Genomic DNA, 22,409 nt, shown 5'->3' with positions numbered 1-22,409 from the left:
CGGACCTCTTCAACCGCCTCAGCAGAGACAGTCACGTCGCTCATCAGGTGCTACTTCCATGATCGGGAGTTACACCGAAGACCGTACAGACCCGCGCGCCCACCCCAGCGCGCAGGGTCGCGTGGTGTGGAGAACTTCAGCAGTGACTGTGCGGGCATTGACAGTCCACCTGCGCTGCTCCCTTCATCCGCTCCCTTCTGGCCCTCGCTGTGGCTCCGGGTGTTGCCCGGCGTTGAGAATGCCGATGAAGGCGGCGTTCGCGATGCCGACGGGCTGTGACGGCGACGCCCCGCCGGTGGGTGTTCCGGCGGGGCGGTCGTCGGCAGGGTGTCGTTTCGGCGAGGTGCCGGTCGCGTCAAGGTGCGGTGACTGCTACTCGGCGGATCTCGACTCTGGTGATGGTGACGCCAGGGGCCGTCCAGCCGCTTGCCGGCGGAGTCGCTTCGCGCGCTTGTTCCTCGGTGTCGAACAGCATCATGGAGAAGCCGCTGCCGTCGGCCGGCTCGAGCCAGTAACCGGTGATGAAGCCGGGAGCTGAACGGATCTTGGGCAGGATGTCGTTCATCAGCGCGCCAGCGGCAGCCGGGGCCTGATCGGGGTCAATCGTCAATGTCACGAGTGCGCCGTGCATACGTCCTGTCCTGTTCGGACTTCATCCTGGTCCAGTAGGACGGCGCCACGAGGCAGAAGTCATCGGTGATGGGCCGAGCGGGTGTACGGCCTTGACATCAGAGAAGACCGTGGCCTGGTTGAGCCTGCAGCCAGCCGGAGCGAGGAGCAGGGCTGAGGTCTTCTTCAGGAGTCCCAACACGGGTGGCTCAGTCGCCGACCGCCTCGCTCACGGACGTGCGGGCGGCGTCGTCGACGAGGTTCTTGCCGGTGGCGAACGCGGCGACCAGGGCCTGCAGGGACAGGGTGACACCTGGACGGCCGCGGCGACCGGCCCGACCGACGGGGGTGCCTGGCGGGGTGTCAGTCGACGTCGATCACGATCTTGCCTTGCGCGGCGCCGCTCTCCACGGCCGCGTGGGCGTCGGAGACATCGGCGAGCGTGAAGTGCCGAGGGTCGAGCAGCGGTTTGAGCGCCCCCGCGTCGGCGAGGGCGGCCGCCTCGCGCATGATCGCTCCGTGGTGCTCCCGCCCGCGACCGGTCAGCAGGGGCAGCAGGGTGAAGACGCCGGAGTAGGTCGCCCCGCGGAAGGAGAGGGGCGCGATGCTGTGGGTCCCCCAGCCCAGGGCGCTCACGACGTGCCCCGTGTAGGTGCGTACCGCTGTGAAGGAGGCGTCGAGCACGGGACCGCCGACGGTGTCGAGGATGACGTCAAAGCCCTCGCCGCCGGTGTGCTTGGCGACGTACTCGTCCACCGCGGTGGTGGTGTAGTCGATCGGTGTGGCCCCCAGGCGCTCGACGACGGCCAGTCGCGAGGGCGACGCGGTGGCGAAGACCTCGGCACCGCGTGCACGGGCGATCTGCACGGCCACGTGGCCGATCCCGCCGGCTCCACCGTGGATGAGTACCTTCTGCCCCGCGTGGACCTGCGCCCGGTCGACCAGGCCCTCCCAGGCCGTGATGAAGACCAGGGGCAGGGCTGCGGCCTCGCGCATGGTCAGCGCGGCCGGCTTGCGGGCGAGCAGGCGGGCGTCGACGGCCGCGTACTCGGCGAGCGAGCCCTGCAGATCACCCACGCCACCGGTCATGCCGAAGACCTCGTCGCCGGGGGCGAAGTCGTTGATGCCTGTGCCGACCTCCTCGACCACGCCGGCCAGGTCCAGGCCCAAGACGGCTGGCAGCGTGCGCTTGGCGTGGGCAGCCCCGCCGGCCCGGATCTTGGCGTCCAGCGGGTTGACGCCGCTGGCCTTGACCTTGACCAGCACCTGGCCCGGGCCCGCCTTGGGCTTCTCGATCTCGCTGAGGGCCAGCGGGGTGTCGAACTCTTGCAGAACCACTGCGCGCATGACTGCGCCTCATTCCTGTCTTGTCAGGTGGGTGGAAGGGGCCGACGCATCGGAGAGGGCTGGCGGGAAGGCCGACGGCCGAGGCAGAGCGCGCCGTTGGGATCGTCCGGCGCGGGGGTGCGCATCCGGGCAAGCGCCGCCTCTCACGGGAACCAGCAGGCCGAAGCGCGACATCCTCGACTTTTCTGTCATATCGCCCTCAAGATTCATCTCCTCGATCAGAGATCCGGGAAGCCGCGAGGGCGCCGCCCTGCTGTCGTCGCGGCGGAGGCCGACGGATCCGGAATGCGACCGGCTTCGTCAGGGGTGGGGTCAGTCGCCGAAGACGGTGCGGGTCTCGAGGTAGGCATTGAGGCCGTGAACACCGAACTCGCGTCCGTAGCCAGACATCTTGAAGCCGCCGAACGGGCTGGTCGGGTCGTCGACGGCATGACTGTTCACCTGCCTGTTTCTGCGAAGTTCTCGGTGGCCGTACGCGGCAGCGTGACTGAATGTGCGCGTGCGGGCGGCTCTGGGCGTTCGGCGTGACGAGCGCCCGCCGGCCGGGACGGGCCGTGCGCCCGAAGCCGGAACGGAGATGGAGGAACCGCGGAGGGCGGAGGGTGCTCGCCGGTGACATGCCGCTGGGCGGCACCGTGTTCCCTGGGAGCGGGAGAGACCTGGGGCGGATACAGGCCGGTCAGAGGGAGAGGACCAGGCGGCCGGGGACCTCGCGAGCCTCCAGGCGGCGATGCGCCTCCGCGGCCTCGGACAGGGGCAGTTCGTCGACGCGCAGGGTGAGCTCTCCGCGGGCCAGGAGGCCGACGATCTTCTCGGCGGCGGGCCGGGCGGCTTCCGGGTGAGCGTGCAGGTAGTGGCCGGCCGAGAAGCCGAGGATGCCGGCGTTCTTCTGCCACAGCTCGTCGCCGGTGAGGGGGGCGTCCGGGGTGTGGGCGGCGTGGCCCACCGCCAGGATGCGCCCAAGCTGTGCGAGCACGTCCAGGCTGGCGGCGCGTACCTCCCCGCCGACCGGGTCGACCACCACGTCGACCGGCCGGCCGTCCAGGTCCCGCACGAACCGGTCGGTGGTGAACACCTCGTCCAGGTTCAGGTGCTCGGTGTCCTTGATCCGGGCCTGCGAGGAGACGGTGCCGACGACGCGGGAGGCGCCCAGCGAGCGGGCGACCGCGACGAAGGGGGCGGCCAGACCGCCGGCCACACCGTGCACCAGCACACTCTCGCCCCGCTCGAGCCGTGCGACCCGGGTGAGCGCGAGATGGGCGGTGGTGGCGTTGGGCAGCGCCGAGACGGCCCGGGCGGGGTCCACGCCGCTGCCCTTGAGGGAGACGGTCATGGCCGCCTGGGCGACGGTGACCGAGGCGTAGCCGCCCAGGCTGAGGTGGGACAGGGTGACGACCGGCTCGCCGACCTGGAAGTCGGTAACCCCCTCACCCACCTCCCGGACAGTTCCGGCGACTTCCGCGCCGGGCACGAAGGGAGGTTGCGGCAGTTCGGGCCGGCCGGCGAGGTCTCCGCGGCGGAAGAACACATCGATCAAGCCCACCGCGGCGTGGGTGGTGTCGATGGTGATCTGGCCGGGGCCCGGCCGGGGATCGGGGAGTTCCGTCTCGGTCAGAACCTGCGGCCCGCCGAATTCATTGATGAGGATCGCACGCATGGCGCACTCCGTACTGGTCGGTGCTGGATTCAGCCTTCGCGGGCTGGCGCCCGGGGTGGCCGCCGGTCTCCGCGGTGAACCTTCACCAGTCTGTCCGACTGGCGACACCGGAAAACTAACGCAAAGGCCTTGCGTTGTCAACGCAAAGACCTTGCGTTAATTTTCCGGTGGGTCCGGCGCCTCTGTGGGTCGTCTGTTGCGGCTGCGGTTGGAGCGTCCTGTTCGCGTTACGCTTTCCGGCATGACTGACCGTCCCGGTTTCCAGCGCGCCTACTCGGCTCAGCACAAGACGCAGCGGGCCAACGACCTCATGGAAGCCGCCCGTGAGCTCGCCACGCGCGAGGGCGTGCGGGGGGTCACCCTCACCGCGATCGCCCAGCACGCGGGCGTCCATGTCTCGGCCGTACGCCGTTACTACGCCTCCCGCGAGGAGATCTTGCTACTTCTGGCCGAAGAGGGGTACGAGGACTGGTCCCGGGCCGTCGCCGGGCGCCTCACCGGCCGCACCGGCCTGACCTCCGCGGAGCTGGCGCGTGTCCTGGTCGCCACCCTCGTCGAGCGTCCCCTGCTGTGCGACCTCTTCACCCATGTCACCCTCAGCCTGGAGCGCGAGGTCGGCTACGAACGCGTCCGCGACTTCAAGCGCGCGGCGGGCCGCGCCGCGGGCGTTGTCGCCCAGGCCATCGCCGCCACCGGCACGCTGGGTCCCGTGCCCGCGGAAGAGTTCGTCGTCGCCGTCATCGCGCTGACCGCCCCGCTGTGGCAGGCCGGCCACCCGGGGGAGACCGTCACGCGTCTGTACCAGGAAGATCCCGGGACGGCGCACATGGGGGTCGACTTCGAGGCCACCCTCACCTGGCTGCTCACCGCCCTCTGCGACGGTCTGACCGGTGCCCGGAACAGCCTGGAGGTCGGCGGCAGGCAGGCCTGACGGACGGACGTCCGGTGGGCCCGGGTGCTGGAGGCGGCGTCCGGTGGGTGTGGGGGCGAGGCGGCGGCGTCAGCCGGCCGTCTTCTCCGGTGCCGCGCGCAGATGTCCCGCGCTCTCCGCCGGGAGCCGGGCGGCGGACGGGCCGTCCACGCCGCTGAGGATCGTCACGATCGCGGCCTCGACCTCGCCGTCCGTGGCCGCCAGGGCGCGTTCGGCCTCCTCGTCCGACCCACCCGTGGCGGGCGCGCCGCTGCCGCTGTGCGCCGTCGAAGTGCCGGTGCTCGGGCCGCTACAGGGGCCGGAAAGGCTGTCGAAGACCCACCCGTTCATGTGGATCTCGTTCCCGCGTGAGCCGGTACGGGTGGTGCTGGTGCCGATCTGCAGCATCCGCAACTTGCGGGCATGGCGGGCACGTTCGAGCTCTCGGACCTCGGCCTGCTACCGAGCGTCCGCGTCGCGGCGGTCCTTCCTGAACTTCTGGTCGGCACGTCGGCGCTCCTGGGCGAGGCGGGCGTCGGCCGGGCCGCGGCAGTTTCCGTACGAGTGGCCGGTGACCGTGTGCCCGGAGGCGCTGGAACACCAAGAGCACGTCTCCGGAGGCCTGGGCCTGAGCGCGATCAGGGAGCCGGTGAGGTAGCAGCCGGCGCCGACGTAGACGACGGCACCGAGCAGCGTCCACAGAAGGGCATGGCATCCTCCTCTCTGGTCTCGTGGGCCGGGTCAGCCGAGCGTCGCGAGCGGGAACGCGGCGGGTAGGAGACCGAGGACGACGTGCGCGGCCTGGTCGACGTGGGCAGCCCCGCCGTGCGCTTTGAAACCGCTCTGCCCGGCGAAGGACATCCAGCGGTCGACGGGCCAGCGGCGGTCGATGAAGCCGTGGCTGATGCCGACCCAGGCGAGGGCGAGCACCGTGGGACCGGGCGTGAGCGTCACCTCGTCGGTCAGCAGAGCGCCCAGGCCGAGCAGCCGCACCATCTTCGGCATGGCGTTCGGTGACGCCCAGACCCTCATACTTGCCATCGGCCCAGGGCACCTGCTGTCCCTGGAGCGCCCAGGCCGAGCAGCCGCACCATCTTCGGCATGGCGTTCGGTGACGCTCAGACCCTCATACTTGCCATCGGCCCAGAGCACCTGCTGTCCCTGGGCCCCGAGGACGTCACGCTCACCGTCCCCCAGACCTTCGTTGACCGCCTCAACGCCGTGCAGGTCCACGCCGCCCACCGCTACGTGTACCTGCACCCCGAGAGCGGCCTGGAGCCGTTCGTGGAACGCGCCGCACAGCGACGAGCGGCCAGGGACCGCACCACGTGATGGGCGATCGTCATCGCTGTACCTCTGTGAAGACCTGAGGAGGCACGTGGGCCGAAGCTTCCGAGCCGACCGGCTGCCTCAAGTCCAGGTAGCAGCACAGCCGTACGCCGGGCTCGCCCGCGTCTCGGGTCGTCCGCTCCGCTGTCGCCGTCGCCCACCGTTCGGCGAGCAGCTGCTGGAAAGCCAGGGCGACGGCGTCGTCGGCGGCCGAGACGTCAACGACGACCAGGCCCGGCTCACTCACGTGCACCTCGTTGATCGGGTCCATGTACGGCACTACGCCCGGGCGGCCGGGGAGGGTTCCGCCACGGCAGTACCTTCACCCGACCGAGTACGGGTGGTCAGGGGCCGTCGCCGGACCACTCTCACCGGCTCTGGTCGCCCAGGCGCGGGTCGTACGGCGCGCTGACGCCGCGCGGCAGAACTGCGGATGGGGACGCTCGGGCCGGGGTGTAGACGGGCCCGGTTCTGCGTCAGGACGCACCCCGGCACGCCGTACGAATCGACCTTGTCGCAGCGCACATCGATGCCGGGTGAGCGGGCACTGCCGCCGTCGACCTCGTCGTCCTTGCCTTCGAGCGGCACGTACTCGCTCTCCGGGTTGAAGATGAACCAGATCGGCAGCTCCCGGGACAGGCCCGCGTCCGCGGGGCCGACGCCGTTGGTGGATCCGGCCATGTGGGAGTCGACGGCCTCGGGAGGCGCTCGCTGAGCCCGGCCCGATGTCGGCGAGAACGGGGCCGTCCCCGCGTGCGCGGGAGCAGGCAGTGGCCGTCACCTGCCCGATGCGGACGTTTCACCGGGCTGGGCGACTTCGAGGACGCCCATCATGCCGAGATCCTCGTGGGCGGCGATGTGGCAGTGGTAGACGGTGCGGCCACCCCTGCCGCGGAAGGGCACGGCGAGGCGGACGGAGGTGTGGGCGGGGATGTTGACGGTGTCGCGCCAGGCACGGAAGGGTTCCGGCTTCCCGTCCCGGTGGAGGACCTGGACGGCGTAGCTGTGGAGGTGGAAGGGATGGTCCATGGTGTGGGTGTTCTCCACCTCCCAGATCTCCAGAGTGTTCAGGGAGGCGTGCAGGTCGACGCGGTCGTGGTCGAAGGTGCGGCCGTCGATGGTGTATGAGCCGTCGCCGGCTCCGCCCAGGAGGATCCGGCGGGTGCGGACAGCGGTTGCGGGGTCGATCTTCTCCACCGGCAGCAGCGAGGCGGGAAGCCGTACGGGGTTCAGGCCTGCGGGGATGTCGATGGCGGCCAGCGTCCGGTCGGGGGTGCGCTGTCCGTCGGGGCCGTAGACGGAGTAGGGCAGGGCGCGCAGGGCCAGGCGGCCCGGTGCGGTGGTCGCCACGAGGATCTCCGCGCGTTCGCCGGGGGCGAGGAGGATCTCGGTGAGCGGGACGGGCCGTTCGAGCAGTCCGCTGTCGGTGGCGATGAGATGGGCGGTGGTGCGCTCCTCGTCGCGGGTGAGGGCCAGCAGCAAATGGTCGCCGGCGGTGGCGTTCAGCAGGCGCAGGCGGGTGCGTCCGGTGCGGGCGGAGATGACGGGGCGGGTGGCTCCGTTGACGAGGACGTCGCGGCCGGTGCGGGTGAACATCAGCAGGCGGTCGTCGGCGTCGCGCAGCGCGGGCTGGTTGTCGGCGGGGCCGGTGACGATGACGGGTCCGGCGAGGCCGGCCAGGAGCTGTCGTTCCACGTCGCCGTGGGCGTGGGGGTGGTACCAGTAGGTGCCGGCCGACCCGGGCGGGAGGGTGAACTCACGGACGTCTGACCGGCCGGGTGCGAGGTGGGCCAGGGGGGCGTCGGTGGCGGGCGGCATGGGGACGCCGTGCAGGTGGAGGCTGGAGGGGACGTCGAGGTCGTTACGGAAGGCAAGCCTGACCCGGTCGCCTTCGCGTAGGCGCAGCAGCGGCCCGGGGCCGGGTCCGGTGCCGTTGTAGGCCAGCCGCCCGGCCCCGGCGCTGCCGGCGGTGAGGGTGCCGGTCCGGGTAGCGGGCTCGTCCTCGGGGGTGTGGAGGTCGAGTTCGGGCAGTGCGGGCAGGGACGGTCCGTCGGCAGGTGCGTCGGCGGGGGTGAGGGTGCGGATGAGGGGGACGAGCGCTCCGGCGGTGGCGAGGGCGCCCGTGAGGATCAGGGAGCGCCGCGACAGGAGGTCAGCCATGGAGGTGCTGGGCGTCGGAGGGGGTGGCGTCACCGGTGTGGGAGGCGTCCGGCGCGGGGGTGGTGGCGTCGCCGGTGATGACGAGCTGTCCCCGCATGCCGTCGGCGCTGTGGCTGCCCACCGAGCAGTGCATGGCGTACCGGCCGGGAGGCGCCTGGACGACGACGGTGCGGGTGCGGCCGCTGGGGACCTCGATGTCGATGCCGAGCTTGTCGACGGTGAAGGCGTGGGCGTCGTCGGTGTCGTTGGTGAAGGTGAAGGCGACCGGCTGGCCGGGGGCGGTCCGCAGGATGGAGGGCTCGAAGCGGTAGTTGACCATGTCGACGGTGGGCAGTGCGGCGATCTGCTCGTCGGTGAGGGAGCCGCTGTCGTCGCTCTGGGGGGAGGTGAGGACGACGCCGGCGCTCAGGGCGAGGGCCGCGGCCAGAGCGAAGGCGCCGGTGACCACGGGAGTGCGGCGCTTGAGGAGGGTGGCGGCCATCGGCCCGGCGACCGCGCCGGCCGCGGCGAGTTCGAGGACGGCGGCGGCGAAATACAGAACGTCCGCCGGGCGCGTCAGGTCGAAGGAGAGGGCTGTGGTGCGGGTGGCGAGGACCGCGACGACGGCGAGGAGGGAGATGAGGGGAGCCCAGCGCACGCGCCGCCAGATCAGGGCGGCCGCGGTCAGGGGCAGCACGGCCAGTGCGGCCATGCCGGGGTTCGGCCGGCCTCCCAGGGCCAGGTGGGCGAGGAGCTCGCAGAGCGCCAAGGCCAGCAGTCCGGCAGCCGTCAGGCGGTCCGGGAGTGTCAGTGGCGGGGCGGAGACAGGTGTGGGAGCGGTGGCGGTCATCGTCAGTGTCCTTCCGGGACGGGTGGTGGCGAGGGTGTACGGGGAATCGGCGTCGCTGCGCATCGTGCGGGAGATGCGTGGGACGGGTGAGGTGCGGCCGGAGTGGGCGGCCCAGGAGCATGGGGCCACGCACCTCCCCTCCGGCCAGGTCGTGTGGGGGTCGGCTCCGGCTCTCCGCAGTGGCCGTCAGGACCTTCAGCCATGCCAGGAGTGGCGGTGCTGTGGCCGGGGCCGCCGTTCAGGGTGCGGTTCTTCCGGGCTCAGGCCCGGGGGTGGCGCTTCTCGGCCTGCTGCTTGAGGTTGTGCAGCCACTGGTCGAGCGAGTCGTCCAGGGCGTCCTGGAGGTAGTCGGTGTGGGCGGTGACGGGGTCGCCGGTCCAGGACTCCTCGGTGTGGACGTGGACGCCGTCCTTGGCCTGGGTGAAGGTCCACACGTGGACGGCGGTGATGCCCTGGGCCGGTCCGCCCCAGACGATGCGGCGCTCGGGCTGCACCTGCTTCACCGTCGAGGTGATGTTCTCCAGGCCCTCGGTGGACCAGACCCACGAAGAGCCCGGGCGCAGACGCCCCGGGGTCTGCTTGACCGCGGAGCTGACGCCGGGCTGCCAGGCCGGCCAGTTCTCGACGTCGGTCTGGATGCGCCAGATCCGGTCCAGCGGCGCGTGAATGACGATGTCGTCCCGGGTGATCACCGGGGCCGTCCTGTCGATCTCTACCGGTGCGGTCCCCGCGTTCCCGAAGGCCAGGGGCAGTGCGGCAAGGAGTGCGGTGATGGTCGTGTACATGAGAATTCTTTCGTAGGGATCGGGAGAGGTGACATCCACCCTGAGATAGTGTGGTTATTCACTCACTCTCCGGACGGCTTGGATCGCCGGGCGCTGGGCGCGAAGGAATCCAGGGAAGTGTTGCGCCTTGGGTGACGGTTCGAGATCCCCCGACCACCCTTTCCGGCGTGTGAGTAGCCAACCACTCTCTTTCCTTTCTCGTCAACCGCAGCCTTGCCGCTCGGCGCTCGGCCGGACCCCGGGACGAGAGCGCAGACGCCGCCCGGGCGCCTGCGGCGCAGAGGGAACCGGTGACCGATCGGGGGGCGGGAGTGCAGGGGCAGAGGGCCTACCGGCAACGGCAGGCCACTGGCACCCCGCCGCCCTGCAGGGCTACGAGACCTGAGGGCCGGACCCGCGGACCTGCGACTTTCCTCCTCCCGCAGCACTCCGGGCCGGCTCTGCCGGCCCGGTCCGGTGGCCGCCCACCGGGCACCCCCTTCGGCGCGCAACGCTCAGGACGCCTCCACGGACGGTCGGGACGCCCGTGCGCAGCACGCCCGTCCGCCGGCCCCTCGGCGTGCTCGAAGCCGCCTGCCCCGGGCCGCCGGGGTTGACGTTTGACACCACAAGGTGTGAGTGGTTCAGTACTCACATGAAGACGGGGCGACGCCAACTGTCCACAGCCGACGAACGCCGTGAGACGGTTCTGTGTACGGCCATCGGAGCCTTCGCGGCCCGGGGGTACTTCGGAACCACCACCACGGAGGTGGCCAAGGCCGCCGGCATCTCCCAGGCGTACGTCTACCGGCTCTTCCCGAACAAGGAAGCGCTGTTCACCGCGGTCGTCGAGCACTGCTTCGTCAGGGTGCGCGCCGCTCTCGAAGGGGGGGCGGCGAAGGCCGAGAGCGCCTCGCCGGAGGCGGTACTGGCTTCCATGGGTGACGCTTACGCCCGCCTGATCATCGACAACGATCTGATGCTGGTGCAGCTGCACGCCCAGGCGGCGGCGGTGTCGGAGCCCGCCGTCCGGGAAGCGGTCCGGGCGGGGTATGCCCGCAGCGTCGAGTACGTCCGCAGCGCTTCGGGCGCCAGCGAGGCTCAGGTGCAGGATTTCTTCGCCGTCGGCATGCTCTGTCACCTGCTGGTCTCCATCGACGCCGAAGCGGTCTCGGCTCCCTGGGCCCGCACCCTGACGGCCGGCATCATGCACTACTGACCCCATCCCGGACGGCGGCCACCTACGGAACCCGAGGCCGCCCGTTTCTTCACCCCGAGAGTGAGTGTTTGACCACACATATGCTCCCACGCCGACCGGGCAGCCCACGAGAACGGCCCCAGCCGCCGCCAGCCCTCCTGCCCCTCGCGCTTCAGCCGCTCCGCCACTCCCGCCGCCACACGCCGGCTCTTCCCAGACGAGGAACACCCCCATGCACTGCACCCGCCGCACCCCCGCCGCCGCTTCCCCGCACACGCCGTCCACCGTCACCGAAGCCGTGCTGCCCGGCATCGTGGACCCCGAGGGCATCGAAGTGCGTACCCGTCCCGCCCTCCCCGCCGGCCCTCGGCAGGTGGTCCTGGCACTGGAGGCCGCCGGAGTCTCCTTCGCCGAACAGCAGATGCGGCGCGGCAAGTACTACGACCAGCCGCCCTTCCCCTTCGTCCCTGGGTACGACCTGATCGGGCGGGCCGTCGAAGCGGGCGAAGGCGTCACCGAGGGTGTGCTGGGACGGCGCTTCGCGGTGCTGACCAAGACCGGCGCCTGGGCCAGTCACGTCACCGTCGACGTCCGCGACCTGACCGAGGTGCCCGAGGAGGTCGACTCCGCCGAGGCCGAGACCCTCGTCGTCAACGGCATCACCGCCTGGCAGATGCTCCATCGCCTGGCAAAGGTCCGCGCCGGGGACACCGTCCTTGTCCACGGCGCGAACGGCGGGGTGGGCTCCACCCTCGTCCAGCTCGCCCGCCTCGTCGGCGCCACCGTCGTGGGTACCGCCTCGGCCAAGCATCACCAGGCCGTGCGGACCCTGGGCGCCACACCCGTCGACTACCGCGCCCCCGACCTGGAGCACCGACTGCGTGAGCACGCTCCCCGGGGCTACGACGCTGTCTTCGACCACGTCGGCGGGGAGGGCATCGTCGCCTCCTACCGCCTGCTCGCCCCCCAGGGCACCCTCGTCTCGTACGGCACCGCCTCCACCCGCGACGTCCAGGGCTCCTCCAAGGCCCCCGTCCTCAAGCTGTTCGCCCGCCTGATGCTCTGGAACGCCCTGCCCAACGGCAAGGGCGCCCACTTCTACAACATCTGGGCCGGACAACGCCGACACGACACCTTCCGCTCCAAGCTCCACGCCGATCTGACCCAGGTCCTCGACCTCCTCGCCGACGGGAAACTGGTCCCCCAGGTCGCCGCGTGCATCCCGCTCACTGAGGTCGGCAAAGCAGTTCGGCTGGCCGAATCGGGCACCGTGGTCGGCAAGGTCGTCCTGGTGCCCTGACCGCGCACCGGCCACGGCCGTCGCCCCCGCTGCTCCGCGACGGCCGCGGGGAAGCCGGCCTCCAGGACGTAGCGGCCGGTGGCCTGGCGGGGGCGCTGCCGCCAGTCGTGAGGGTGTGAGCCGAGGTGTGGCGGGCGGCCAGGTCCTGAAGCCGGTACTGCGCTTCACGGAGTGAGCTGTGTTCCCGGCGGTGGGCCCTGCCATCAGGACGAGCGGGTCCGTGTCAGCCGACGCGGCCCCGCTCACCGAGGAAGGCGAGCGGGGCCGCTGGGTGGTCTGCTACCGGGCTCCCAGCTCGGCCAGCAGGGCCTCACTCGTCCGGGTGCTGCTCCCGCAGAACGTCCCTCCACACCCGGGCTCCTCGTGCGAACGTCTCGGGCGTCATCTTCTGGTGGAGATGGTGCACGCAGTAGAAGGCGTCGTCGTAGGGGAGCCGCTTCGGCTGCTTCGGCTGCGCTGCCTCTGCGTTCGCCGTCTCGGATTCCGCCCTGCTGGTGCGCGGTTCCGGAATGGACGCGGTGGCCGGCTCACGCCCGAGGGGCGGCGGAGTTGTCCTAGGTGTTCTGTCCACGGAGGTTGGTGACAGCGATCACTGATGTGTGGTCTTGAAATGGGTGAGGGGCCTTCTGGCTCGGTGTGGATTGCGAGATCTGCACCGGCGATCAGAAAGGCCCTCGCGCCCCACCGCGGCGTCTTTCTTCGCGGCCGAGCTCGACCGGCCACACACGCTCGTGGCGTTCATCGACGAGCACCGGGCCCGCTTCGGCGGTGTCGAGCCGATCTGCCGCGTGCTCACCGAGCACGATTGCAAGATCGCCCCTTCCACCTATTACGCCCACCGCAAGCGCCTCCAGGCCCCGTCCGCCCGCACTGTCCGCGACGCCGAGCTGAAGCCGCTCATCCAGCAGATCTTCGAGGGCAACTACCGTGTCTACGGGGCCAGGAAGGTCTGGCGTGAGCTGCGCCGCCAGGGCCACGTCGTGGCCCGGTGCACCGTCGAGCGCCTCATGCGCGAGCCCGGCGTCACCGGTGCCGTCCGCGGAAAGAAGATCATCACCACGATCCCGGACAGTTCCGTCGAGCGGGCACCGGACCTGCTGGACCGCGACTTCGTCGCGCCGGCCCCGAACCGCTGCTGGGTTGCCGACTTCACCCACATCAGCACCTGGTCAGGAGTGGTATACGTCGCCTTCGTCGTGGACACCTTCTCCCGCCGGATCGTCGGCTGGTCCGCCGCCACGTCGAAGCAGACCACGCTCGTCCTGCACGCCCTGGACATGGCTCTGTGGCAACGCGACCGCGACGAACACCCGCACCGAGCAGGTGAGTTGATCCACCACTCGGATGCCGGGTCGCAGGGCGGGTTCAACCGGTCGTCGCAACACCTTGATTCGAGAGCGTCGTCGGCGCCTGCCGAGCGCGGCGGGCGGCCTCGCCCTCGCGCCAGGCGTAGCAGGAGGAGCGGGCGACTTTCAGTACCCGGCACAGCGGGACGATCGGGTAGGCCGCCTTCTCCGCATGGATCAACCGGTACAGCTCACTCACCGGTCGTTCTCTTTCACGAAGAAGGCCGTCGCTTTTTTCAGGATCTCGATGGTCTGCTGCTGCTCACGGACCTCCTTGCGCAGCCGCTTGAGCTCCTCGCGTTCGGCGCTGGTCAGCTCACCGGACTCACCCTCGCCCCGGTCCGCCTTGGCCCGCGGTACCAGCCGCGCAGGGACTCCGAGCTGATCCCGAGCTCCCGGGCGACGGCGGTGACCGTCTGCCCGAGGAATCGACGAGCGCGATCGCGTCCCGCTTGAACTCCTCGGTATACCGCTTCGTGTACTTGCTTCCCACCTGGTGCTACTTCCTCTGGACCTTCAAGATCCCAGTTTCCAGGTGTCCACGATCAAGGGGAAGCTTCACTTCCGCATCGGTGGAGACGTGCACGATCCGCTCCACGCCGGCGAGGCGCGCGCAGTCGAGCAGCACCTGGGTGCCCACGACGTTGGTGTGGATGAAGTCGGCGGCGGCCGCCACGGAGCGGTCGACGTGCGACTCGGCCGCGAAGTGCACGATCGAGTCGTGGCCGGGCAGCAGCTCCCGCAGCAGTCCGGCGTCGCAGATGTCGCCGTGGACGAAGTCCAGACGCTCCGCGCCGACCGGCAGGTTGGCGAGGTTGCCGCTGTAGGTCAGCTTGTCGACGACGGTCACCCGGGCGCCGACGGCCTGCGGATAACGGTCGTCGAGCACGGCGCGCACATAGTGCGAGCCGATGAAGCCTGCGCCGCCCGTGACCAGGAGTCTCATGATGCGACCTCCACCCGGGAGTCGTCCCCGACGATCAGCCGGTGCCGGCGGGTGGCCGCCACCGAGGCGGTCCTGCCGATGAGCGAGCCGCTCAGCCTGCTCAGGTCCGACAGTGAGGACCCGTCCTGCACGATCGAGTCCTCGATGAGCGTGCGCCGCACCGCGCAGCCGGCGCCGATCGCGGTGTAGCGCCCGAGGTGGCTGTCCTCCACCACGCTCCCGGGGCCGATGTACGCCGGCCCCTCGATGCAGGAGCGCACCACGCGCGCACCCGGGGAGAGCACCACCGGACCGGTCAGTACGCTGGCGTCGTCCACCTCGCCGTGCCGCTGCGGGCGCACCTCGTCCAGCAGCCTGCGATTGGATTCGAGGAGGGCGTCGACGTTCCCGGTGTCGGCCCAGAACCCGGTGTACTCGCTCGCCTTCACACAGGCTCCGTCCTCCACGAGCCACTGGATTGCGTCGGTGATCTCCAGCTCCCCGCGGGCACTCGGCCGGATACTGTCGACCGCCCGGTGAATGGCCGGAGTGAAGAAGTAGACGCCGATCAGGGCGAGATCGCTGCGCGGTAGGGCCGGCTTCTCGGCCAGCCGGGTCACCGTGGCCGACTCGTCGATCTCGGCGACCCCGAAAGCCCGCGGATCGGCGACTTTCTGGACGACGATCTGGGCGTCCGGCCGCTGCGCAGTGAAACTCCGCGCGATTTCCGTGATTCCCTCCGACAGGACGTTGTCGCCGAGGTGCATCAGGAAATCGTCGGCACCCAGGAATTCCCGGGCGATCAGCACGCAGTGGGCCAGCCCGAGGGGCTGTGCCTGGTGGATGTAGGTGATGCGGGCGCCGAACCGGGACCCGTCGCCCATCACCTCGCGGATCTTCTCCGACCGGTCGCCGACGATCACGCCGATATCGGTGATGCCCGCAGCCAGGATGTTGTCGATGACATGTTCCAGGACCGCCTTGCCGGCGACCGGAATCAGTTGTTTCGGCGTGGAATAGGTGAAGGGCCGAAGCCGGGTTCCCATCCCGCCGGACAGTACGAGAGCCTTCACTTTGTCCTTCCGGATCGATTCTTCGGCCAATGGATGATGTTCGTAGAATTTTCCGGGAGTGCATGAGTGAGGCTAACGGCGCCGCCGTGGAGGTCCGTTGATATGTTCTTGGACTCTGTCATGTCCTGCTTGACGTGACGCACTCTCTGCTATTCACTCATGCCGGAAGGGCAATCCGGCCGGGGCCGCCGGGCACGGGAGGCGGGGCGCCGAGCCGGTGCCCGGGGCGGGACACCGCACGGCCCGTGGGTCACGCCTGCTCGCCAGCCGGCATCTCCTGCGCCGCCTCCTCGGGGCTCAGCGTTCCGCCCCGTTCGTAGGCGGCGGTGAACCGCTCCTCGCCCAGCCGCTCACGGGCGCCCGCTGCGATCCGGTCCACGTCGTCCCGCTCGCCCCCGGGCAGGGGAGTGCCCACGCGTGCCCGGGCCGCGGCGGCCGTGCCGAGCAGGCACGCCGCCCGCTCGGCACGGCCCGCCAGGAGCTGCGCCCCGGCCAGACCCTCCAGACCCAGGGCGACCGCGCGGGGATCACCCGACTCCTGCGCCACCCTCAGGCCGTCCCGCTGCAACTCCAGGGCGGTCCGCGGGTCACCGCGCAACTCCGCGACGAACCCGAGCTCGGCGAGGATCAGCGAGGGCACGCCGGGCTGGTAGCCCATGCGCCGGTGTACGTCGAGCACGTTGCGCAGGTGACGCTCGGCGGTGTCCAGGTCGCCCTCCCGGCGGACCCCCATGGCGAGTCCCATCTCGGCGAACTGCTCGCCGAAGTCGTCCGACTGCTCCACGGCGAGCCGCCGGGCCCGCTCGTGGTACTCCCGGGCCATCGCGTGGTCCCGGGTGAGCAGGGAGATCCGGCCCAGCCCCGAGAGGTGGAACGACACCTCGGGCCACAGCTCCAGGTCCTCCGCCATGCGCAGCCCGTCGCGCAGCAGCCGCCCGGCCTGCGGGTAGTCCCCGACCACCTCGGCCAGCGTCTGCAGTGGCACCGTGGCCCGCAACTGCCCCCACCGGTCGCCCAGTTCGCGGAAGATCTCCAGGCTCTGCTCACCGTACCTGCGCAGCGCGCCGAACTCGCCGCGCAGCTTGGCGATGAACGCCCGGCTGCTCAGCGCCGCCGCCGTGCCCCAGCGGTCCTCCAACGACCGGAACGTCATCAGCGCCCGCTCGACCAGCTCCTCGCTGGGCCCCAGGTCCCCGACGCCGTACAGGTTGGACCCCAGGAACCACTGGGCGTGCGCCTCGCCGCCGGGGTCGTCCAGCTCCTCGTATGGGCGCAGCGCGGCGCGGTACTCGGCGAGCGGGTCCTTGCCGCCGCCGAGGAGCAGCCTGGTCCCGCCCAGCCAGGCCGTCGCCTCGGCGACCGCCGGGGTGACCGGGGTCCGCGGCACCAGGGCGAGCGCCGCGGTCAGGGAACGTTCCGCCTCGCGGTTGCGGCCGCGCAGATACCAGTACCACGCCAGGGCGTTGACCAGCCGCAGGGCCCGCTCACCGTCCCCGCTGTGCACGGCGCTCTCCAGCGCGGTGCGCAGGTTCGCCGTCTCGCTGTCGAGCCGGCGCAGCCACTCCCGCTGCCCGTGACCGCGCAGATGCGGCCTGGCCCGCTCGGCGAGCGCGGTGTAGTAGGCGCGGTGGCGCAGACGCAGCGCCTCCAGCCCACCGCTCTCGCGCAGCTGCTCCAGGCAGTACGCTGTGACGGACTCCAGCAGCCGGTAGCGCGGCCCGTCGACCCCGTCGGTCATGACCACCAGGGAGCAGTCCACCAGACGGGCCAGCAGGTCCAGCACCTCCGTGTGGTCCACGCCGGCGCCCGCGCCCAGTTCCTCCGCCGCCGCCAGCGAACAGCCGTCGGCGTGCACGGCCAGGCGGTGCAGCACCGCCCGCTCCCGGGAGCTCAGCAGGCCGCAGCTCCAGTCGATGACCGCGCGCAGCGTGCGGTGGCGCGCCGGTGCGTCACGGGTCCCGGCAGCCAGGAGCGTGAACCGGTCGTCGAGACGGGCGGCCAGCTCCTGCACGCCCAGGGCGCGGACCCGGGTGGCCGCCATCTCCAGCGCCAGCGGAATGCCGTCCAGGCGGCGGCAGACGGAGACCACGGGGGCGATGGTCTCCTCGCTCAGCCGGAAGCGGGGAGCGGCCGCGGCGGCCCGCGCCGCGAACAGTTCGACGGCGCTGAACCGCAGCACGTCCTCGGTGCTCAGACCCGCGGCGGACTGTGGCAGGTCCAGCGGAGGCACCTCCACCAGCTGCTCACCGCCCACGCTGAGCGAGGTCTGGCTGGTGGTCATGATGTGCAGCCGCGGCGCCGCCCTGAGCAGCCGTACCGCCAACTCGGCCACCGGTTCGACGACATGCTCGCAGTTGTCGAGGACCAGCAGGGCCTGCTCGTCGCCGAGGGCGTGCACCACCCGCGTGGTGGAGGAGAGCGGGTCACCGTCGGGGGAGGGGGAGGAGGTAATGTCGTCGCGCACGCCGAGCACCGCCTCGACCACCTCGTGCACCTCCGTGGCCGACGTGGCGGAGCGGTCGAGGGAGGCGAACTCCGCCAGCCAGACACCGCCGGGGAACTCCGGGCCGACCGCGGCCGCGGTCGCCAGGGCGAGCTGGGTCTTGCCCACGCCGCCCGAGCCGGTGAGGGTCACCAGCCGGTGGCGGCCTACGAGTGCGCGCAGCCGCTCGATCAGAGCGTCCCTGCCGATCAGGTCGACCGGCGGGGCGGGCAGGTTCGTCGGCGGCCGGGCCGCGGTGGTGCTCGGCGACGGCGCGGCCGCCAGGGCCGGGCTCTGGGTGAGGATCGCCTGGTGCAGCGCGGCCAGCTCGGGGGAGGGGTCCACGCCCAGCTCCTCGGCGAGCCGTTCGCGCAGCTCCCCGTAGCTGGTGAGGGCGGCGCTCTGCCGGCCGGCGAGATACAGGGCGCGGATGTGGGCCGTACGCAGCCGTTCCCGCAGCGGATGCGACCCCACCAGGTCTGCCAACTCGTCGGCGACCAGGGCGTGCTCGCCGAGCTCCAGGCGGGCCTCTGCCTGCTCCTCCAGCGCCGTCAGCCGCTGCTCCTCCAGGCGGTCGGCGGCGGTGCGGGCGAACTCCTCGTCGACGAAGTCGGCGAACGCCGGACCCCGCCATAGGGCTAGCGCCTCGGTCAGCCGGTTCGTCCGGGCGCGGGGATCGGTGCTGTGGCGGGCGCGGGCCGTCAGGTCGAGGAAGCGGTCGGCGTCGACGGACCCGGGCGGGACCACGAGCTCGTAGCCGGGCGGGCGGGAGACCACCAGGTCCCGGCCGCCGGGCGCGGCGTCCTCCAAGGCCCGGCGCAGCTGCCACACCTTGTTCTGCAGGACGCCGGCGGGGTTGCTCGGCAACTGCTCGCCCCACAGGTCGTCGATCAGCCGGTCCACGGACACGGGCCGGCCACGGTGGACCAACAGCGCGGTGAGCAGAGCACGCACCTTCAGCTCCGGCACCCGCACCGGCCGCCCCTCGTCCGTCCACACCGCCAGCGGGCCGAGCACCCCGAAACGCATGTGATCACGCTAGCCGAACCGGGCGGCCCGCGACAGGACGATGCGGCGCGAAGACGGCCGAGAGCGACCGGGAGGCGTCGGCCGAGAGCGACCGGGCGCGATGGCGTTCTTGAGCGAGGCGGGGAAGCTGTGGTTGTACTCCGGGGTCACGATGATGAACGCGTCGGCGCGGACCAGCCACGGCGTCAGGTCCTGGACTGGTACGTCGACGAGTGGAAGGCCAAGCCGGTCGCGTTCGTCTCCTACGGCGGCATCGCCGGCGGTCTGCGCGCCGTCGCCCATCTGCGCGAGATTCTGCCCGGTCTGCACGCCGTGACGGTCCGTGACTCCGTCGCCTTCCCCGAGTACTGGAACCGCTTCGACGAGCAGGGCCGGCCGGTGAACGCCACGGAGTGCGAGGCCGCCGCCAGGACGATGCTCGACCAGCTGACCTGGTGGGGGCGCACCCTGCGCGACGCGCGGGCCGTACGGCCCTACCCCGGCTGACGCTCTCCGCACCGATCCCGTGGTCCGCACCACACAGTCCCCGACCCTGGAAGGACACCCATGTCATCTCATGTCTCCCCGGCGACGCCGGTGAAGGCGGGGACCCGTGAGTGGCTCGGTCTCGCCGTGCTCGCCCTGCCCACGCTGCTGCTGGCGCTCGATCAGAGCGTGCTGTTCCTCGCGTTGCCGCACCTGGCTGAGTCCCTGCACCCCACCGGCACCCAGACGCTGTGGATCATGGACATCTACGGCTTCATGATCGCCGGTTTCCTGGTCACCATGGGAACGCTCGGCGACCGGATCGGCCGGCGCAGGCTGCTGCTGATCGGCGCCACCTTCGTCGGCGCCACCTCACTGCTGGCGGCGTACTCCACCAGCACCGAGATGCTGATCGCCACCCGGGCGCTGCTCGGTGTCGCCGCGGCCACCCTGATGCCCTCCACGCTCGCGCTGATCAGCAACATGTTCCAGGACCCGGGGCAGCGCGGTCGGGCCATCGCGGTGTGGGCCAGCTGCTTCATGGGAGGCACCGCGCTCGGCCCCATGATCGGCGGCGTGATGCTGGACTACTTCTGGTGGGGTTCGGTCTTCCTGCTCGGCGTCCCGGTCATGGTCATCCTGCTGATTGCGAGTCCCGTCCTGCTCCCCGAGTACCGTGACCCCGACGGCGGCCGGCTCGACCTGTTCAGCGTCGCGCTCTCGCTGAGCACCATCCTGCCGGTCATCTTCGGCCTCAAGGAGATCGCCCGCTACGGCTGGCAGCCGCTGCCCCTGCTGGTGATCGCGGCCGGCCTGGCCGTTGGCGTGGTCTTCGTCCGCCGTCAGACCCGGCTGACGCACCCGCTGCTCGACCTGCGCCTGTTCCGCTCCGGCGCCTTCACCTCGGCGCTGCTCGTGCTGATGCTGGCGATGGCCACCATGGGCGGCAGCTACCTGTTCATCACCGGCTTTTTGCAGATGGTCGAGGGCCTGTCGCCCACCGCCGCCGGCATGTGGATGGTGCCGTCGGCGCTCGCCTCGATCGTGGCGGCGATGATCGCCCCCAGCCTGACCAAGCGGCTGCCCATGGGCCTGGTGATCGGCGGCGGTCTCGCCCTGACGACCGTCGGCTACCTCCTGGTCGCGTTCGTCGACCCGGTGGGCGGACTCCCGCTGCTGATCACCGGCTTCGTGATCGCCTTCTTCGGTACGGGACCGATCGGCGCCCTGGGCACCAACCTCGTGGTCAGCTCCGCCCCGCTGGAGAAGGGCGGTTCCGCCGCCTCCCTGTCCGAGACGAGCGGCGAGTTCGGCGTCTCGCTCGGCGTCGCGGCGTTCGGCAGCCTGGGCACCGCGCTCTACCGCGGGGACATCACCGTCCCGCAGGGCGTGCCGGCCGAGCAGGCCCAGGCGGTGCGCGGCGGCATGGAAGGCGCGATCGTCGCCGCCCAGGAGCTGCCCGCGGACCTGCGCGACGAGGTGCTGGCCGCGGCGCGCGAGGCGTACACCGGCGGGATGAACGTCGTCGGCGTCGTCTGCGCCTCGCTCATCGCCGTCACCGCGGTGCTGGCGGTGACCCTGCTGCGCAAGGTGGGCGGCACCCCGCCGGCCACGGACGAGCCGGCCGCCGCCCGGCGGGAGTCGGCCCCGGCCGGTTCCTGACCGCCGAACGCCCGGCGCGGGCCCTTCGCCACCCCGGCGGAGGGCCCGCGCCGTTTCTCCGCGCCGGGGCATGCCGCTGACCTGACATATGAGGCGGCCCGATCGTGGACTCCCCTCGCAGTCGACAGCATGAACTCGTGCGCTCGCGTTCCCCGGCGCGTCAAGCCGCCCGCCCTCGACACGCAAAGGAATCCGTCCATGGTCCAATGCCGAATCTGCGGTGGCCCGGTCGATGAGTTCTTCGACTTCGGCTGGCAGCCCGTCTCCGATTCCTTCGTGACGCCGGAGACGGCGGGCAGCGAGTTCTGCTTCCTGCTGGCCGCCGGTGTCTGCACCGAGTGCACCATGGTGCAGCTCATCGAAGAGGTGCCCCGCGAGAAGATGTTCCACGAGGACTACCCGTACCGCTCGGCGGGCTCGGACGTCATGCGCGAGCACTTCGAGAAGTACGCGCACCGGCTGCTGGACGGCGAACTCGCCGGCGACGACCCCTTCGTGGTGGAGATCGGTTCCAACGACGGGACCATGCTGAAGACGATCGGCCGGGCCGGCGTGCGCCACCTCGGCGTCGACCCCTCCGCGCATGTCGCCGAGTTCGCCAGGGCCGCGGGCGTACGGGTGCGCACGGACTTCTTCCAGGACTCCAGCGCACGCGACATCGCCGCGGCCGACGGACCCGCCGACGTGATCTTCTCCGCGAACACCGTCAGCCACATCGCCTACATCGACTCGGTGTTCCGGGGCGTGGACGCGCCGCTCGGACCCGACGGCGTCTTCGTCATCGAGGACCGCTACCTGGGCTCGATCATCGGGCAGAACGCCTTCGACCAGATCTACGACGAGCACTTCTACCTCTTCTCGGTCGGCTCCGTGCAGGCCATGGCCCGGCGCTTCGGCTTCGAACTGGCCGACGTGGAGCCGCTGTCCGTGCACGGCGGGTCTATGCGGTACACCATCGCCCGTCCCGGACGGCGCACGGTTTCGGCGGCCGTCACCGAGCACATCGAGCGCGAGCGCGAGGGGGGCCTGGGCCGGCCGGAGACCTACCACCGCTTCGCGCGGCACGTGGAGAAGAGCTGCCGCGACCTGGTGCGGCTGCTCACCGACCTGCGCGAGCAGGGCCATTCGGTGGTCGGCTACGGCGCCACCGCGAAAAGCGCCACCGTCCTCAACTACTGCGGGATCGGCACCGACCTGGTTCCGTTCATCTGCGACAACACCCCGGCTAATACTCCAGTCTGACTTCGCGATCTTGCAGCGGGCCCGGCTGGGAACGGGTACGGCCACCGCGTGATCATCGGTTGGTGTGTGGACAAACGAAGAT

The 22,409-nt window shown here is 71.0% G+C and carries 21 protein-coding genes and 3 pseudogenes; 8 read left to right on the top strand and 16 right to left on the bottom strand.

Translation table 11 applies throughout. From position 1 onward, the window contains the following. Positions 1–355: 355 nt before the first annotated feature. The 4 genes from ACFW6P_RS30590 to ACFW6P_RS30575 form a co-directional block, all read right to left on the bottom strand. Complete coding sequence (locus tag ACFW6P_RS30590) at positions 356–631, bottom strand: hypothetical protein (protein WP_386425552.1); 276 nt, start codon at positions 629–631, stop codon at positions 356–358. A gap of 341 nt (positions 632–972) precedes the next feature. Beyond that, positions 973–1,956, bottom strand: coding sequence for a zinc-dependent alcohol dehydrogenase family protein (locus ACFW6P_RS30585; protein WP_386359017.1), 984 nt, complete (start codon positions 1,954–1,956; stop codon positions 973–975). Positions 1,957–2,268: 312 nt separating this feature from the next. Continuing rightward, on the bottom strand, positions 2,269–2,535 hold the full coding sequence (locus ACFW6P_RS30580; protein ID WP_386425561.1) for an aldehyde dehydrogenase family protein: 267 nt from the start codon (positions 2,533–2,535) through the stop codon (positions 2,269–2,271). A gap of 100 nt (positions 2,536–2,635) precedes the next feature. Then, positions 2,636–3,613 carry a zinc-binding alcohol dehydrogenase family protein gene (locus tag ACFW6P_RS30575; protein WP_386359019.1) on the bottom strand — a complete coding sequence of 326 codons (978 nt, stop codon included), beginning with the start codon at positions 3,611–3,613 and terminating at the stop codon, positions 2,636–2,638. Between the two features lie 241 nt (positions 3,614–3,854). Here ACFW6P_RS30575 and ACFW6P_RS30570 point away from each other — a divergent pair, with 241 nt between their 5' ends. Further along, complete coding sequence (locus ACFW6P_RS30570; protein WP_386425549.1) at positions 3,855–4,544, top strand: TetR family transcriptional regulator; 690 nt, start codon at positions 3,855–3,857, stop codon at positions 4,542–4,544. A gap of 69 nt (positions 4,545–4,613) precedes the next feature. Here ACFW6P_RS30570 and ACFW6P_RS30565 read toward each other — a convergent pair. Both ACFW6P_RS30565 and ACFW6P_RS30560 read right to left on the bottom strand, forming a co-directional pair. Beyond that, positions 4,614–4,790 (bottom strand): annotated as a pseudogene (locus ACFW6P_RS30565) (N-acetylmuramic acid 6-phosphate etherase); the annotation flags it as partial. A gap of 474 nt (positions 4,791–5,264) precedes the next feature. Then, entirely contained in the window at positions 5,265–5,564 is a 300-nt protein-coding gene (locus ACFW6P_RS30560) for a hypothetical protein (protein ID WP_386359023.1), read from the bottom strand. A 60-nt stretch (positions 5,565–5,624) separates the two neighbouring features. Here ACFW6P_RS30560 and ACFW6P_RS30555 point away from each other — a divergent pair, with 60 nt between their 5' ends. Continuing rightward, a complete protein-coding gene (locus tag ACFW6P_RS30555) occupies positions 5,625–5,855 on the top strand; it encodes a hypothetical protein (RefSeq protein ID WP_386359025.1) in 231 nt (76 codons plus the stop codon). A 10-nt stretch (positions 5,856–5,865) separates the two neighbouring features. On the opposite strand, the gene ACFW6P_RS30550 is transcribed toward ACFW6P_RS30555, so the two are convergent. From ACFW6P_RS30550 to ACFW6P_RS30530, 5 genes are all read right to left on the bottom strand, one after another. After that, positions 5,866–6,123, bottom strand: coding sequence for a DUF6207 family protein (locus tag ACFW6P_RS30550; protein ID WP_386359026.1), 258 nt, complete (start codon positions 6,121–6,123; stop codon positions 5,866–5,868). Positions 6,124–6,131: 8 nt separating this feature from the next. Further along, positions 6,132–6,533, bottom strand: coding sequence for a hypothetical protein (locus ACFW6P_RS30545; RefSeq protein ID WP_386359028.1), 402 nt, complete (start codon positions 6,531–6,533; stop codon positions 6,132–6,134). A 96-nt stretch (positions 6,534–6,629) separates the two neighbouring features. Further along, positions 6,630–8,012, bottom strand: a complete 1,383-nt coding sequence (locus tag ACFW6P_RS30540; protein ID WP_386359030.1) for a multicopper oxidase family protein — start codon at positions 8,010–8,012, stop codon at positions 6,630–6,632. Continuing rightward, a complete protein-coding gene (locus ACFW6P_RS30535; RefSeq protein WP_386359032.1) occupies positions 8,005–8,841 on the bottom strand; it encodes a cupredoxin domain-containing protein in 837 nt (278 codons plus the stop codon). Before ACFW6P_RS30535 ends, ACFW6P_RS30540 begins: the two co-directional genes overlap by 8 nt. A 260-nt stretch (positions 8,842–9,101) precedes the next feature. Further along, positions 9,102–9,626 carry an SRPBCC family protein gene (locus ACFW6P_RS30530; protein ID WP_386359034.1) on the bottom strand — a complete coding sequence of 175 codons (525 nt, stop codon included), beginning with the start codon at positions 9,624–9,626 and terminating at the stop codon, positions 9,102–9,104. Between the two features lie 634 nt (positions 9,627–10,260). On the opposite strand from ACFW6P_RS30530, the gene ACFW6P_RS30525 reads away from it, so the two are divergent. Together ACFW6P_RS30525 and ACFW6P_RS30520 are read left to right on the top strand one after the other, a co-directional pair. Next, on the top strand, positions 10,261–10,824 hold the full coding sequence (locus tag ACFW6P_RS30525) for a TetR/AcrR family transcriptional regulator (RefSeq protein ID WP_386425547.1): 564 nt from the start codon (positions 10,261–10,263) through the stop codon (positions 10,822–10,824). 211 nt (positions 10,825–11,035) lie between these two features. Continuing rightward, positions 11,036–12,103, top strand: coding sequence for a medium chain dehydrogenase/reductase family protein (locus ACFW6P_RS30520; RefSeq protein WP_386425544.1), 1,068 nt, complete (start codon positions 11,036–11,038; stop codon positions 12,101–12,103). Positions 12,104–12,413: 310 nt separating this feature from the next. Here ACFW6P_RS30520 and ACFW6P_RS30515 read toward each other — a convergent pair whose 3' ends face one another. After that, complete coding sequence (locus ACFW6P_RS30515) at positions 12,414–12,674, bottom strand: hypothetical protein (protein ID WP_386425541.1); 261 nt, start codon at positions 12,672–12,674, stop codon at positions 12,414–12,416. Positions 12,675–12,702: 28 nt separating this feature from the next. Between ACFW6P_RS30515 and ACFW6P_RS30510 the strand changes: the two genes are divergently transcribed. Then, the gene (locus ACFW6P_RS30510; protein ID WP_386425538.1) at positions 12,703–13,905 is read left to right on the top strand and encodes an IS3 family transposase; all 1,203 of its coding nucleotides are present in this window, start codon (positions 12,703–12,705) and stop codon (positions 13,903–13,905) included. An 82-nt stretch (positions 13,906–13,987) separates the two neighbouring features. On the opposite strand, the pseudogene ACFW6P_RS30505 reads toward ACFW6P_RS30510, so the two are convergent. The 4 genes and pseudogenes from ACFW6P_RS30505 to ACFW6P_RS30490 all read right to left on the bottom strand — a co-directional run. Then, positions 13,988–14,395, bottom strand: a pseudogene (locus tag ACFW6P_RS30505) (GDP-mannose 4,6-dehydratase); the annotation flags it as partial. After that, positions 14,392–15,447 carry a glucose-1-phosphate thymidylyltransferase gene (locus ACFW6P_RS30500; protein ID WP_386425558.1) on the bottom strand — a complete coding sequence of 352 codons (1,056 nt, stop codon included), beginning with the start codon at positions 15,445–15,447 and terminating at the stop codon, positions 14,392–14,394. The pseudogene ACFW6P_RS30505 and the gene ACFW6P_RS30500, both read right to left, overlap by 4 nt. Before the next feature lie 250 nt (positions 15,448–15,697). Beyond that, positions 15,698–18,958 carry a BTAD domain-containing putative transcriptional regulator gene (locus ACFW6P_RS30495; RefSeq protein ID WP_386425535.1) on the bottom strand — a complete coding sequence of 1,087 codons (3,261 nt, stop codon included), beginning with the start codon at positions 18,956–18,958 and terminating at the stop codon, positions 15,698–15,700. A 99-nt stretch (positions 18,959–19,057) separates the two neighbouring features. After that, positions 19,058–19,144 (bottom strand): annotated as a pseudogene (locus tag ACFW6P_RS30490) (NADPH-dependent FMN reductase); the annotation flags it as partial. A gap of 6 nt (positions 19,145–19,150) precedes the next feature. Between ACFW6P_RS30490 and ACFW6P_RS30485 the strand changes: the two are divergent. The 3 genes from ACFW6P_RS30485 (at position 19,151) to ACFW6P_RS30475 (ending at position 22,327) form a co-directional block, all read left to right on the top strand. Then, entirely contained in the window at positions 19,151–19,444 is a 294-nt protein-coding gene (locus ACFW6P_RS30485; protein WP_386425555.1) for an NADPH-dependent FMN reductase, read from the top strand. 60 nt (positions 19,445–19,504) lie between these two features. Continuing rightward, entirely contained in the window at positions 19,505–21,085 is a 1,581-nt protein-coding gene (locus ACFW6P_RS30480) for an MFS transporter (protein WP_386425532.1), read from the top strand. 198 nt (positions 21,086–21,283) lie between these two features. Next, complete coding sequence (locus ACFW6P_RS30475; RefSeq protein WP_386425529.1) at positions 21,284–22,327, top strand: methyltransferase domain-containing protein; 1,044 nt, start codon at positions 21,284–21,286, stop codon at positions 22,325–22,327. Positions 22,328–22,409 lie beyond the last annotated feature (82 nt).

Origin of the sequence: Streptomyces sp. NPDC058741 (genome assembly GCF_042746715.1) — a bacterium.
Lineage (GTDB): Bacteria > Actinomycetota > Actinomycetes > Streptomycetales > Streptomycetaceae > Streptomyces.
Note: the sequence above shows the minus strand (reverse complement) of the source record. Positions and strands in the feature narration are given on the sequence as shown.